The 13,443-nt window shown below is 65.8% G+C and carries 9 protein-coding genes; 6 read left to right on the forward strand and 3 right to left on the reverse strand.

The features are described from left to right. Position 1 precedes the first annotated feature (1 nt). Together EJV47_RS08900 and EJV47_RS08905 are read left to right on the forward strand one after the other, a co-directional pair. Complete coding sequence (locus tag EJV47_RS08900; protein WP_126692802.1) at positions 2–5,557, forward strand: alpha-2-macroglobulin family protein; 5,556 nt, start codon at positions 2–4, stop codon at positions 5,555–5,557. A gap of 11 nt (positions 5,558–5,568) precedes the next feature. Further along, positions 5,569–6,036: a hypothetical protein gene (locus EJV47_RS08905; protein WP_126692803.1), complete on the forward strand. Its 468-nt coding sequence runs from the start codon at positions 5,569–5,571 to the stop codon at positions 6,034–6,036. Positions 6,037–6,179: 143 nt separating this feature from the next. Here EJV47_RS08905 and EJV47_RS08910 read toward each other — a convergent pair whose 3' ends face one another. Next, the gene (locus EJV47_RS08910) at positions 6,180–6,770 is read right to left on the reverse strand and encodes a Uma2 family endonuclease (RefSeq protein ID WP_126692804.1); all 591 of its coding nucleotides are present in this window, start codon (positions 6,768–6,770) and stop codon (positions 6,180–6,182) included. 68 nt (positions 6,771–6,838) lie between these two features. Between EJV47_RS08910 and pbpC the strand changes: the two genes are divergently transcribed. Further along, positions 6,839–9,340: a penicillin-binding protein 1C gene (gene pbpC / locus EJV47_RS08915; RefSeq protein ID WP_126692805.1), complete on the forward strand. Its 2,502-nt coding sequence runs from the start codon at positions 6,839–6,841 to the stop codon at positions 9,338–9,340. Between the two features lie 184 nt (positions 9,341–9,524). On the opposite strand, the gene EJV47_RS08920 is transcribed toward pbpC, so the two are convergent. After that, the gene (locus EJV47_RS08920) at positions 9,525–9,959 is read right to left on the reverse strand and encodes a hypothetical protein (RefSeq protein WP_126692806.1); all 435 of its coding nucleotides are present in this window, start codon (positions 9,957–9,959) and stop codon (positions 9,525–9,527) included. 116 nt (positions 9,960–10,075) lie between these two features. Here EJV47_RS08920 and EJV47_RS08925 point away from each other — a divergent pair, with 116 nt between their 5' ends. The 3 genes from EJV47_RS08925 to EJV47_RS08935 all read left to right on the forward strand — a co-directional run bounded on the left by EJV47_RS08925 (position 10,076) and on the right by EJV47_RS08935 (position 12,328). After that, positions 10,076–10,990, forward strand: coding sequence for an alpha/beta hydrolase (locus EJV47_RS08925; protein ID WP_126692807.1), 915 nt, complete (start codon positions 10,076–10,078; stop codon positions 10,988–10,990). 213 nt (positions 10,991–11,203) lie between these two features. Further along, entirely contained in the window at positions 11,204–11,776 is a 573-nt protein-coding gene (locus EJV47_RS08930; RefSeq protein WP_126692808.1) for a YMGG-like glycine zipper-containing protein, read from the forward strand. Between the two features lie 87 nt (positions 11,777–11,863). Further along, entirely contained in the window at positions 11,864–12,328 is a 465-nt protein-coding gene (locus EJV47_RS08935) for a DUF4440 domain-containing protein (protein ID WP_126692809.1), read from the forward strand. Positions 12,329–12,481: 153 nt separating this feature from the next. On the opposite strand, the gene EJV47_RS08940 is transcribed toward EJV47_RS08935, so the two are convergent. After that, positions 12,482–13,408 (reverse strand): manganese catalase family protein, encoded by a 927-nt coding sequence (locus EJV47_RS08940; protein ID WP_126692810.1) that lies wholly within the window; start codon positions 13,406–13,408, stop codon positions 12,482–12,484. Between the last annotated feature and the right edge of the window lie 35 nt (positions 13,409–13,443).

Genomic DNA, 13,443 nt, shown 5'->3' on the forward strand with positions numbered 1-13,443 from the left:
CATGACTACCCCCCAACTGCTCCGCCTGCCGCTGCTGGTGCTGCTGGCTATGCTGTGCGCCTGCTCCAAACACGGCGCCGACGACTCGGCCCACGGGCCCGACGGCGAGGAAATCGACCCGTACGAAAACCTGGTGTTCAGCTTCGACGAGCCGGTGGCCGCGCCCGAGCAGCTCAGCCGCTGGGACACCACGCAGTATCTGCAGTTTGAGCCGGCCGTGCGCGGGCGGTTTATGTGGACCTCGGAGCGGGAGCTGGTGTTTTCGCCGGCCGAGCCCTTCAAGCCCAGCACCGCCTTCAAGGCCGAGTGGCGCAAGAAGGCCCTGCCCGCCGCCCAGAAAAAGACGCCCGACCTCAAGCGCGCCAAGTTCCACACGCCCTACCTCGATTTGGGCACCCCGCAGGTGTTCTGGACGGCCGCCGACGGCGGCGGGGCCCCGCAGGTGCGCCTGAACGTGCTCTTCAACTACCCCGTGCGCCCCGCCGACCTGCAGGCGCACCTGCGCCTGTCGGCCAACGGCCAGGTGCTGCCCTTCGACGTGGTAGCCAAACAGGCCGACCGCAGTCTGGGCGTGCAGCCCACCCAGCCCATCAGCCCGGGTAGCGTCGTGCAATTGGAGGTGCTGCCCGGCCTGCTGCCCGTGGGCGCCGAAGCCCCGGCCGAGGTGCAGAACGGCGAAGCCGACGGCCAGGCCAACCGCGGCAAGCTCACCGCCGCCGTCACCGTGCCCGACCCGCAGGACCTGCAGGTGCGCGAGCTGAGCGGCGCCATGCTCAACGGCGAGCCGGTGGTAACGCTCAGCATGAACCAGCCCGTCGACGCCGCTGCCATTCAGCCGCTGATTTCGGTGCAGCCGGAGGTGAGCTACTCGGTGGAAAGCCTGGAAAACGGGCTGCAGCTGCGCGGGGGCTTCGAGGAAGGCAAAACCTACACGGTGAGCGTACAGGCCGGGGCCCGGGGGCAGTTCGGCGGGGAGCTGAGCAAGCCCTTCAGCCAGAGCGTGGGCTTCACCGACGAGCGGCCCAGCATCAGCTTCGCCAACGGTGAAAAGGCCATGTACCTCGGCGCCGCCGGGGCCCGCAACCTGGGCCTGCGCATCAACGAGGTGGACAAGGTGAAGGTGAGCATCTACAAGGTGTACGCCAACAACATCCGCGAGCTGCTGCGCTCGGGCGAGCAGTACGGCTACGACTCCGACGAGGAAGGCAGCAGCTACGACGAAAACGGCGAGTACATCGACCGCAGCTACCGCTACTACAACACCGCCGACTTCGGCAGCCTGCTCACCGAGCGGACGTACACCACCACCGGCCTGCCCAAGCAGGGGCCGCTACGCCTGCTGCACCTGAGTTTGCAGGATCTGGAATTCGGCAACCAGCTCAAGGGACTGTACGTGGTGCGGGTGCAGGACACCGAGCGCACCTGGCTGCAGGTGTCGAAGATGGTGATGGTGTCGGACCTGGGCGTGGTGGTGAAGCAGGGGCCAACGGGCGCCACGGTGTTCGTCAACTCCCTGCGCAACGCCAAGCCGGTGAGCGGGGCCGCTGTGCGCTTTATCAGCCAGAACAACCAGACCATGTTCGAGGGCTCGACCAACGCCCGCGGCGTGGCCCAGATGGGCACCCCGGGCGACACGGTGCTGGCCCGGCGCTTCAAGCTGGGCGCGGTGATGGTGCAGCAGGGCCAGGACTTTACGTTCCTGGATCTGGAGCGCAGCCGCGTCGAAACCTCGCGCTACGACGTGGGCGGCCTGCAAAGCAACGCGGCCCGCTTCCAGGCCTTTCTGTACGGCGACCGGGACCTGTACCGCCCCGGCGACACCGTGCGCACCAACACCGTGGTGCGCACCGAGGACTGGCGCCTGCCCGGCGCGGTGCCGATGAAAATCCGCCTGCTGCTGCCCACCGGCAAGGAATACGCCAGCTACCGCCGCACCCTGAGCAAGGACTTCGGCTCCTTCGAGGCGCAGTTTATTTTGCCCCCGGCCGTCATGACCGGCCTCTACACCCTGGAAGTGCTGACCGGCAACGACGTGCTGCTGACCAGCAAGCAAATCAGCGTGGAGGAGTTCATGCCCGACCGCCTGAAAGTAACCGTGACGGCCACGCCCAAAACCGTGCAGCCCGGCCAGACCGTGCGCGCCGCGGTGCTGGCCCAAAACCTGTTCGGCCCGCCCGCCACAGATAGAAAGGTAGAGGTGGAATTCTCGCTCAAGCAGAAATACTTCAGCTCCAAGGACTACGCCGACTACGACTTCACCCTGAGCAGCGGCACCCAGCGCCGCGTGTCCTACGACGAGGAAGGCTCGGAGGAATCGTCCCTGAACAGCCGCTTCGAGAAGGCCGTGCGCGAAACCCGCACCGACGAGCAGGGCCGCGGCCTGGCCGAGTACCAGGTGCCCGACTACCGCGACCTGGGCACCCTGGAAGGCACCGCCTTCGCCACGGTGTTCGACGAAACGGGCCGCCCAGTCAACCGCCTGGCTACCTTCGAGGTGCGCACCCAGACGACCATGTTCGGCATTCAGCGCCTGCCCGACCTGGTGAATACCCGCCAGAATCTGCCCATCCGCGTAGTGGCCCTCACGCCGACGGGGCAGCCGGCCCAGGCGGCGGCGCAGGTGCAGGTGGTGCGCCTGATGTGGGAAACCGTGCTGGAGCGCCAGGGCAGCCGCTACGTGTACCAGTCGCAGCGCCGCGAGGAAACCTTGCTGACCAAGACCGTGCAGACCGGCCCCACCGGCGAGCTGACGTTTATGCCCGTGTACTCGGGCGAGTACGAGGTGCGCGTGGCCCGGCCCGGCGCCCAGACCTACGTGGCCAGCCGCTTCTACGCCTACGGCTACGGCGACACTCAGAGCAACGCCTTCGAAGTCAGCAACGAGGGCCAGGTGCAGATTGAGCCCGACAAGCCCAAGTACCAGCCCGGCGACAAGGCCACGCTGCTGCTCAAGACGCCCTTCCCCGGTCGGGTGCTGGTGACGGTGGAGCGCAACCGCGTGTTCGAGCACTTCTACGTGGATACCGACGAGAAATCGGCCAAGGTCTCGGTGAGCATCACCGCCGCTCACGTGCCCAACGTGTACGTGACGGCCACCGCCATCCGGCCCCTTTCGCCCGAGTCCAAGGTGCCGCTGACGGTGGCCCGGGGCTTCGTGCCGCTGACGGTGGAAAAGCCCGGCACCCACCTGCCCGTCGCCATCAAGGCCCCGGCCCAGAGCCGCTCCCAGCTGTGGCAGACGGTGGAGGTGCAAACCAAGCCCGGCGCGGCCGTGACGCTGGCCGTGGTGGATGAGGGCATTCTGCAGCTGAAAAACTACAAGACGCCCGACCCCTTCGGCTACTTCTACCAGAAGCGCGCCCTGGAAGTCTCGGCCCACGACGTGTACCCCTTCCTGCTGCCCGAGCTGGGCACCAGCTCCTCGGGTGGTGACGGCTACGACCTCTCGCGCCGCACCACGCCCGTACCCTCGCGCCGGGTGCAGCTGGTGGCCCGCTGGAGCGGCCTCAAGCGCGCCGACTCCAACGGCCGGGTGCAGGTTAAAATCCGCGTGCCGCAGTTCAGCGGCGCCCTGCGCCTGATGGCCGTGGCCTACACCGACGAGGGCTTCGGCTCGGCCGACCACACCATGCGCGTGGCCGACCCGGTAGTCATCAGCACCGCCCTGCCCCGCTTCATGAGCCCCGGCGACACCATCGACGTGCCCGTGACGCTGACGAATACGACCAGCAAGCCGATGACGCTGCTGGTCAGCGGCGACACTGAAGAAGGTCTGTTGGTGCCGGCCGAGAAACCTGCAAGCCAGAGGGGCAAGCTCAACGTCCGTTCGGTGACGTTGCGGCCAAATGCCGAAGGCCGGGTGAACTTCCGCTTCCTCGCCGACAAAATCGGGGCTGAAACCATTGCTATCAGCGCTAGCGTGGGTAGCACCAGTGCCAGCGCCAAGAGCGAAACATTCAAAGAAATCATCGAGCTGCCCATCCGCCCGGCTTCGCCCTTACAGATGCGCACTGGCGGCGGCACGGTGGCGGGCGGCAAGACGCAGGCGCTGGACTTGCGCACCGATTTCCTGCCGACCTCGCAGCGCAGCCAGCTGGTGCTGAGCCGCTCGCCCATGACCGAGTTCAGCAAGGACTTGCGCTACCTGCTGCAGTACCCCTACGGCTGCCTGGAGCAAACCGTGTCGGCCGCCTTCCCGCAGATTTACTACCCCGACCTGGCCGCCACGCTGGGCCAGGACAAGAAAGCCCAGCGCTACAACCCCAACTACCACGTGCAGGAGGCCATCCGCAAGATTGAGAGCATGCAGCTCTACAACGGCGCCCTCAGCTACTGGCCCGGCGGCGACTACGACAACTGGTGGGCCACCGCCTACGCCGCGCACTTCCTCTTCGAGGCCAAGCGCGCCGGTTTCGCCGTCAACCAGGGCATCCTGGACAAGGTCATGCGCTACCTGCAGTACCGCATCCGCAAGCGCGAAACCGAAGAGTACCAGTTCATGGATGTGAACAACATCGCCCGGCAGAAGACCATTGCCAAAAAGGAAATTGCCTACTCGCTCTACGTGTTGGCCCTGGCCGGCAAGCCCGACCCGGTGGCCCTGAACTACTACCGCGCCAACCAGCGCCTGCTCGCCCAGGACTCCCGCTTCGTGCTGGCCAGCACCAGCGCGCTATCCGGCCAGACGAAAGGCTTCCGCGACCTGCTGCCGCGTAGCTTCTCCGAGCCCGCCGCCCGCCGCGCCCTCGACGGCTCGTTCTACTCCCCCGTCCGCGACCTGGGCCTGGCCCTGAACACTCTCATCGAAGCCGACCCGAATAACCCGCTGGTGGCCCAGATGGCCCGGCAACTCTCGCGGCAGGTGAAGCAGGCCGGCTGGCTGAGCACCCAGGAACGCGCCTTTGCGCTGCTGGCCCTGGGCAAAGTGGCCAAGCAGAACCGCAACAGCACCGTAACGGCCACCCTGGCCGAAGCCGGCGGCAAAGTACTGGGCCAGTACAAAGGTCCGCAGGACCTCTCGGTGAACAACGTGGCCAACCGCCGCCTGAGCCTGAACACCCAGGGCAGCGGCAACCTGTACTACTCCTGGACGCTGGAGGGCATTTCGCCCACCGGGCAGGTGCGCCAGGAAGACCAGTACCTGATGGTGCGCCGGCAGTTCCTCGACCGCAACGGCGCCCCGCTCGGCCGGGCCGAGTTCCGCCAGAACGACCTAGTGGTGGTGAAAATCACCCTGCAGTCGGCCGATGCCGCCGGCGAGGTGCCCAACGTGGCCATTACCGACCTGCTGCCCGCCGGCCTGGAAATCGAAAACCCGCGCATCGGCACGGTGCGCGACATCACCTGGGCCACCGACGCCAGCACCCCCGACTACCTGGACGTGCGCGACGACCGGATCAACCTGTTCACCACCGCCACCACCCAGCCCAAGTACTTCTACTACCTGGCCCGCGCCGTGTCGAAAGGCGCGTTCAAGCTCGGCCCCGTCAGCGCCGACGCCATGTACAACGCCGAGTACCACTCGTACAACGGCGCAGGCGTGGTGCGGGTGCGCTAAGCCCAATGGCTATGCACCCGGACGCCCCGTTGGTTGGTATTCTATTTCTGCTGTTGCTGGCCGTTGGTACTCCTATCTGCCTGCTACTGCTCAGCCTGATGCGGAGCCGTTTCGGTCGCCGTACCAGTCGATTTGTAGCCGCTGGCGTTGGACTGGTGACGGTGTTGGCGGCATGCCTGGCCGGCGCCGTATTGTTTTATCTGCACTATCCCAGTCAGAAGTTCAGTCCGCAGGCTTGGGCGCAACACCCGGACGCGCGCTACACCCTCCGCGACAGCCTGGTAGCCTCCCGCCGGCTGCTGGGTTTGTCGCGGGCGCAGGTGTTGGGGTTGCTGGGCGAGCCGTCAGCTACTTACCGCTCCGCCGGCAATCAGCTGCTTTTTGACTTGGGCTATCCTCCTTCGCTGACCACCACCGTACGCCCGGCCGTGTTGGCCGTGCAGTTCGATACGCACGGACGAGTAGCCCGGGTTCGTTGATTTGCGCAAAACCAACACCGCAAGCCGCAAGCATGGCGCAACGAAAAACCGCCCTCCGATTAGGGAATCGGAGGGCGGTTTTTCGTTGTACGGCCTCTGTAGACCTCTGCGCACCTCTGCGGGAACCAGACGCCCGCGCCGCCCTACACATTTTCAAACACTTCGTCCCAGTCCAGCGTCAGCCCCGGCAGCGTATGCACGGGCACGGCACCCGGCTCGGCGTATTCGCCCTGGAGTTGATACTGCCCATCGACGAGGACGTAAACCAGAATGGTTTTCAAGTGCGGGCAGACAATCCAGTACTCCGGTACCTGGTACCGTTCGTACAGGGCAAATTTCACCCTCGTATCGTGGTGGAAATTGCCGGGTTGAATAATTTCTACAGCCCAATCGGGTGGCGCGATGCCGCCAAACTCGTCTAGCTGTTCTTCGGAGCGAAATACCATCAGGTCGGGCTGCACCACGTCACAGATCAAATCATCAGCCAAGCCAGCAGTGGGAAGCCGTACGTCGAGCGGCGCCATGAAAGCGTGCAGCTTATGAGCCCGCACGTATGGGTAGATGGCAGTAGCCAGATTCCCAACCACCTCCTGATGAAGCCGCAGATGGGGCGGTATTACGCGGAAATAGCCGTCGATTAATTCTGTTCGCTCCGGAAACCTCCACGTCAGATAGTCGGCGTAAGTGTAGCGCTGAGCCGGATCGAGCTGTTTGATATCGGTAATAGCGTCCATCTTTTCCTGGGTGAAGACTCCCGAAGATACGTGCCAAAAGCCCGCCGCCACCGGCGTATCTTGCAGGTATGAATAAGCGTCGCGGGCTGCGTTTTCTGGGCGGATTGGCCGTTTTGCTGCTGCTGTTGCTGGGGCTGGACCGCCTGTTTCCGCTGCCCCCGGTGCCGCCCTACTCGCCCGTAGTCTTGGCCGCCGACGGCTCGGTGCTGCACGCCTACCTCGCCCCCGACCAGAAGTGGCGCCTGCCGGCCGAATTGAGCGACATCACGCCCGCCCTGCGCGAGGCGCTGATTGCCAAGGAAGACCGGTGGTTTCGCTGGCACCCGGGCATCAACCCGGTGGCCCTGCTCAAAGCCGCCGGCCGCAACGCCCTGGGCCGGGGCCGCCGCACCGGGGCCAGCACTATCACCATGCAGGTGGCCCGGCTGCTGGAGCCCAAGGAGCGCACCGTGGGCGGCAAGCTGCAGGAAATGCTGCGGGCCCTGCAGCTCGAAGCGCACTACTCCAAGGACGACATCCTGCGCCTGTACCTGAACCTGGTGCCCTACGGCTCCAACATCGAGGGCGTGAAATCAGCCGCGCTGCTCTACTACGGTCAGCCCCCGCACTACCTCTCCCTGGCCCAGACGGTCACGCTGACCATCGTGCCGAACAACCCCACCGGCCTGGCCCCCGGCCGCCACAACGCGGCCTTGCAGGCCGCCCGCAACAAGTGGCTGCGCCGCCTGGGTGAGCAGGGAGTATTCGCGCAGAAAGATGTGGCAAACGCCCTGCAGGAGCCGCTATTGGCCCAGCGCCGGGCCGCCCCGCAGCTGGCCCCGCACCTCTCGCGCCGGCTGGTGCAGGAAGCCTTGCGTGGCACCGGGTCGTTCCACGAAAGTGGTACGACGACGTTGAGCCGTAGTACCACGCCAGCTTTCGATGCGGGCATCCGCTCCACGCTGGTGCGCAGCACCCAGGCCAAGGCCGAAGACCTCACGCGCCACTACGTGCGCCGCCTGGCCCCGCTGGGCATCACCCAGGCCGCCGTGCTCGTTGTCGACAACCGCACCCGCACGGTGCAGGCCTACGTGGGCTCCGCCGACTTTCACGACCTGCGCCACCAGGGCCAGGTCGACGGCATCCGGGCCATCCGCTCCCCCGGCAGCACGCTAAAGCCCTTTCTTTACGCCCTGGCCATGGACCGCGGCCTCGTGACGCCCAAGCGCGTGCTACCCGACGTGCCCACCAGCTTCGGCGGCTTCCGCCCCGAAAACTTCGACAAGCGTTGCCAGGGCGAAGTAACCCTGGAGCGCGCCCTGTGCTACTCCCTGAACCTGCCCGCGGTGCACGTGCTGCAGCAGCTCGGCGTGGGCGAATTCACCGGGCAGCTCGGCCGCGCCGGCTTCCGCACCGTGGCCCGGCAGGCCCCGCAGCTCGGCCTGAGCACCATCCTGGGCGGCTGCGGCGCCACCCTCGAAGAGCTGACCAACCTCTACGCCACCCTGGCCAACCAGGGCCGCTACGAGCCGCTGCAGTGGACCGCGTCAGGCCAGCCAGGCCCCGCAAAAAGCGACGCCAGCGGCGGGGCGGCGCAGCGCGAGCGAAGCGGCTCCGCGTCGTTGCTGACGGCAGGCTCCCCCTCTCTGCGGGAGAGGGGGCAGGGGGGTGAGGCCCGCGGGACCGGGAGTGCAACCCAGCTTTTGTCTGAATCCTCCGCCTACCTTGTCACCGATATCCTCTCCCAGCTCGTGCGCCCCGACCTCCCCGTGGGCTACGAAAACTCGCTGCGCTTGCCGCGCGTGGCCTGGAAAACCGGCACCAGCTACGGCCGCCGCGACGCCTGGAGCATCGGCTACAACCGCCACTACACCATCGGGGTGTGGGTGGGCAACTTCGGCGGACAGGGCGCCCCGGCCCTCACCGGCACCGACGTGGCCACGCCCCTTCTCTTCGACCTGTTCAACGCCCTGAGCTACAACGACGGCGGCGAGTGGTACGCCCCGCCCGCCGGGCTGGATTTCCGCCTCGTCTGCCCCGTCACCGGCCAGGTGCCCGGCGAGCATTGCCCCGACCAGGTCATGGACTACTTCCTGCCCGGCGTGTCCGACGTGCGCCGCTGTGAGCATCAGCAGGAGGTATTTGTGGCGGCCGACGGGGCGGTGAGCTACTGCCGCAGCTGCCTGCCCGCCGCCGGCTACCGCCGGGTGCTGTTCCCGAATTTCGCGCCCGAGGTGCTGGCCTTCAAAGCGGCCAACGGCCTGCCCCACGCCCTGCGCCCCCCGCACAACCCGGCCTGCGCCCTCGTGCGCGCCGCCGACGCCGCGCCCGACCAGGCTCCGCGCATCCTCTCCCCCACCCCCAACGCCGAGTACGTGCTCGACGCCCGTGACTCGCAGCAGCTCCAGTTGCGCTGCGCCGCCTGGAGCGACGTGCGCCAGGTGTACTGGTACGCCAACGACCAGTTCGTGCGGGCCGCCGCGCCCACCGAGGCCGTGTTCATCCGCCCCACGGCCGGCCCGCTAAAGATTTCCTGCGCCGACGACCACGGCCGCAATACCAACGTGCAGGTGCTGGTGGAGCAGCTATAACGGCGCATACGCGCGGCTCAATCGTTGCTGACGCTGGTCAACAGGCCAATCCAACGTCATGCTGAGCGAAGCCGAAACATCTCGCTCGGTAGTAATTTCTTCGTTGAACGAAAGAGTAACTACCCATCATCAGCACGCCAGATGTCTCGACTTCGCTCGACATGACAGCTCCGGTTATGCGTCTCTACACCGTGGCGGCGAGCTGTTCCTCGCGCTGCGCTTTCAGCAGCCAGTCCGTAGCCTCGCCTTCCTGGCTGGCATAGTGCAGGGCGTAGGGCAAGGCGTTGCAGCGCGACTCTTCCAGGCGGCGGAAGTCGTCGGCATCGACCAGGTGCAGGGGCGAAATCAGGTAGCTGAAGTACAGCCGGCCGCCCAGCTGCCGGGCCAGATGCGGCGCAAACTCGTCGAACACCCAGCGGGTGATGACCGGGCTGGAACTGGGCCGGCGGCGGGCGTCGAGCAGCCAGAAGCGGCAGCGGGGTATGTTGGCATGCTCCAGGTAGCCGTAGAGCCGCCGGATTTCGTCGTCGGTGGTGGCGCCCAGCCAGCGCACGACGAGGATACCCAGATCGGGGCGGTAGGACAGCTCGGCAAGGGGCGACGGGGAGGGCAGGCGCATGTGGGTGGAGGGCAGAAGCTGCCGCCTCATACGTAGCGGGCCGGGGCAAATGTTGGCTTTGGCGCACCACCGGGCCATTTTACCGTTATTTTGGCCAGTCTCCTGACTCGTTTTTCATGCGTAAGCTCTTTGTTTTCCTCGTGACTTTGCTGACAGCGGCGCCCCTGCTACGCGCCCAAACGGTGCTGCCGCTCTATCCCGGCCCCATCCCGAATGCCAAGCCCAGCGCCGTCGAGGAAGCCAGCGTGACCCTGGCTAACGGCGGAGTACGCATCTCCAATGTCGTGCAGCCCACGCTCACGGTGTTTCGGCCCGCCGCGGACAAAGCCAATGGCACGGCCATCGTCATCTGCCCCGGCGGCGGTTACGCCCGCCTCTCCATCGACCACGAGGGCTACGACGTGGCCCGGCGCCTCGCGGAGTGGGGCATCACTGCCTTCGTACTGAAATACCGCCTGCCCAACGCCGAAAGCCAGCTGGATAAGTCGACGGCGCCGCTGATGGATGCCCAGCAGGCCCTGCGGCTGGTGCGGCAGCAGAGCGCGGAGTACGGCATCCGGCGCGCGGGTATCATGGGTTTTTCGGCCGGCGGGCACCTGGCCAGCACCGCCGCCACCAGTGCCCCCGTTACCCGGGAAGGGCTGTTCAGTGCGACGCCCTCCCGGCCCGACTTCCAGATCCTGATTTACCCCGTCATCAGCTTCTCCGACAGCCTGATGCACGCCGGCTCCCGCACCAACCTGCTGGGAACCACGCCCGCGGCCCAGCAGATACGCCGGTACTCGAATGAGCTGCAGGTGTCGGCCCGGACGCCGCCCACTTTTCTGGTGCACGCCCAGGACGACAAAACGGTGAAAGTGCAAAACAGCCTGCGCTTTTACGAGGCTTGCCTGCACCACCGCGTCCCGGTGGAAATGCACCTTTATCCGCAGGGCGGCCACGGTTTTGGGCTGCACAACAAGACCACCAAGGACGACTGGATGGAGCGCCTGCGCAACTGGCTGGACGCGGGCGGCTGGCTGAGCCGATAACTTCTTATCTTTTTCACAAAACGCCCTGAAAACCGCTCTTCAGGGCGTTTTTCACGCTATAGCCGGGCTTCTGTACTGCCGCTGTAACCTTCTTTTGGCAAGGCTAGTTTAGGGTTGTGTAGCCGCTCTTGGCACGGTGCTTGCAAACCACCAGTCAGAAGTCGGAAACAAAGTTGAGTCTGGTTCTTCGGAACCTTAACCCGAAACACAGCCATGAAAAAGCTCCCGTATATCTTCAGCCTGCTGCTCGCCCTTGTTGTTCTAATGCAATCGGCTGCCGTGCAGGCCCAGAGCAAAGTAAGCCCGCAAGCTAAAGGTGCCATCATCGGTGGCATCGGTGGTGCCGCCGCCGGGGCCATCATCAACAAGAAAAACCGCAAAGTAGGTGGCGTAGTAGGTGCCGCCGCCGGTGCCGGTACCGGTTACATGATCGGCCGCAACATCCAGAACAAGCAGAAAGCCCGCGCCGCCGAGGCTGCCCGCGTAGCCGCCGCCAACCGCGCCGCCCGGGCTGAGCGCGAAGCCGCCGCCGCCCGCGCCGAGCGCAACGCCCTGGCCAAGCGCGCCGAAGCCGCCGAGCAGCGCGCCGCCCTGGCCCAGGCCGGTCAGCTGCCCCAGCAGCAGGCTATGCAGCCCGCTATGGCCGCTGGATTTGCCGCCGCTGGCACGCCGGCCATGCTCTACAACACCAGCAACGCAATGAGCGCCGCCTACCTGCCCAACAACTCCTACGGCGACCGTTCGACACCCTACGCTTCGTCGGAGGTGCGTCGTAAGAGCTGGTAAGCTGCCGCCTGGCCTCCTTTCCCGAAAACCCAGGCCTTCGGGCCTGGGTTTTCGCTTTTCCTCTCCGTCCCAACCAAAACTGACCCCATGAAACCCATTGCAGCCCTTTTGCTGACGTCGACGGCGGCCCTGACCCTGGCTTGCACCAAAACCGCCGAGACGCCCGCCGTCAACGTGCAGACCCTGGACCAGCAGTTCATCACCGCCTGGAACTCGCGCAACGCCATTCAGCTCGACACCCTGCTGGCCGATGACGTGCATTTTCTGCAGGGTGAGGCTCATTACCAGGGCAAGTCGGAAGTCTCGGACAAGTGGATTCGGGCCACGATGGGCACCATCGAAAACCTGCGCCTGAACGTGGCTTCCTCCGTCAACGACGAGAAAACCGCCTACGAGGGCGGCACCTACTCGGTGGACGTGCTGCCCGCCGGCCCCGGCCAGCCCGCCGGCGAAGGCGAAGGCAACTTCGTGCTGATCTGGAAAAAGAACCCCAAGGGCCTCTGGAAGCTCGGCTACGCCCAGCTCGAAGGCCTGCCGGTGCGGGCGCGCTGACCTGCTCCAGTCACCAATAAACAACGGGCCCCGACCAAACAGCTTGGTCGGGGCCCGTTGTCGTTGGGGGTTGCTCAACTGCCATGTCGAACGAAGTGAGACATCTGGGTCGGGATCCACTACCCGGACGTCTCGCTTCGTTCGACATGACAATTATTCGGCGTCGCGGCCGCCGAGGGGGCCGTGGCCGCCGGTACCGCTGCCGCTCATCTTGCCTTTCACTTTGTCGCTGAGGGTGCCCGTCATAGCGCCCATGGTGGTCATCTGCTCGGTTTGGGCGTGGCCGCGCGGGTCGGGCGGGGCCAGCACCGGGATGCCGCCCAGCGGCGCGGCTTTTTCCACCCGGAACTCACCCTTGCCGTCGATGGAGGGGCCGGAGGTCCAGCGGCCGCCCTCGGTCGTATCGTTGCCGATGTAGGTGCTGACGAAGGAGTAGTTGAAGTTCTGGTTTTCCTCGCTCTGCGGGAAGCTGTTGGGGATGGGGTGCGCCCCGAGCCCGCCGATTTCCTCCAGCACGGCCATCCACTGGTTCTGGTGCATGGTGTCGCGGGCAATGAGGAAGGCCAGCATGTCCTTCATGCCGGGGTCGTCGGTGGCTTCCCAGAGGCGGGTGGCCAGCACGCGGCCGGTGGCTTCGGCCATGACGTTGGCGTGCATGTCGGCGGCCAGGTTGCCGCTGCCCACCACCCAGGAGCCGTTGAAGGGCACCCCGTTGGCGTCGACGGCCATAGCCGCCAGGCCCGACGACAGCACGTGGCGCGGGTCCATGCCGCCGAGCACGGCGCCCACCACTTTGTCCTTGGCAAACTCGTCCTGCACGCTCATCGGCGCACCTTCCAGGTTCAGGGCCACGGCCGTAGCCAGCATTTCGATGTGGGCAATTTCCTCGGTGCCGGTTTCGAGCAGCATGTTGCGGTACTTCACCGGGCCCCGGGCGCCCCAGCCCTGAAACAGGTACTGCAGGCACACGCGAATTTCGCCTTCGATGCCGCCGATGGCCTGCTGCAGCATGCGCGCGAATACGGGATTGGGCTTGTCGACCCGGACTTTGTACTGCAGTTCTCTATCGTGGTAGAACATAGCGTGGAAAGGGTTTGGTTGTGGTTGCTGGTGCC

Source organism: Hymenobacter gummosus (assembly GCF_003970915.1).
Lineage (GTDB): Bacteria > Bacteroidota > Bacteroidia > Cytophagales > Hymenobacteraceae > Solirubrum > Solirubrum gummosum.

Excerpts from the sequence above, each read along its gene's own strand:
- EJV47_RS08900 (WP_126692802.1), top strand. The coding sequence starts at position 2 with ATGACTACCCCCCAACTGCTCCGCCTGCCGCTGCTGGTGCTGCTGGCT.
- EJV47_RS08905 (WP_126692803.1), top strand. The coding sequence starts at position 5,569 with ATGCACCCGGACGCCCCGTTGGTTGGTATTCTATTTCTGCTGTTGCTG.
- EJV47_RS08910 (WP_126692804.1), bottom strand. The coding sequence starts at position 6,770 with ATGGACGCTATTACCGATATCAAACAGCTCGATCCGGCTCAGCGCTAC.
- pbpC (WP_126692805.1), top strand. The coding sequence starts at position 6,839 with ATGAATAAGCGTCGCGGGCTGCGTTTTCTGGGCGGATTGGCCGTTTTG.
- EJV47_RS08920 (WP_126692806.1), bottom strand. The coding sequence starts at position 9,959 with ATGCGCCTGCCCTCCCCGTCGCCCCTTGCCGAGCTGTCCTACCGCCCC.
- EJV47_RS08925 (WP_126692807.1), top strand. The coding sequence starts at position 10,076 with ATGCGTAAGCTCTTTGTTTTCCTCGTGACTTTGCTGACAGCGGCGCCC.
- EJV47_RS08930 (WP_126692808.1), top strand. The coding sequence starts at position 11,204 with ATGAAAAAGCTCCCGTATATCTTCAGCCTGCTGCTCGCCCTTGTTGTT.
- EJV47_RS08935 (WP_126692809.1), top strand. The coding sequence starts at position 11,864 with ATGAAACCCATTGCAGCCCTTTTGCTGACGTCGACGGCGGCCCTGACC.
- EJV47_RS08940 (WP_126692810.1), bottom strand. The coding sequence starts at position 13,408 with ATGTTCTACCACGATAGAGAACTGCAGTACAAAGTCCGGGTCGACAAG.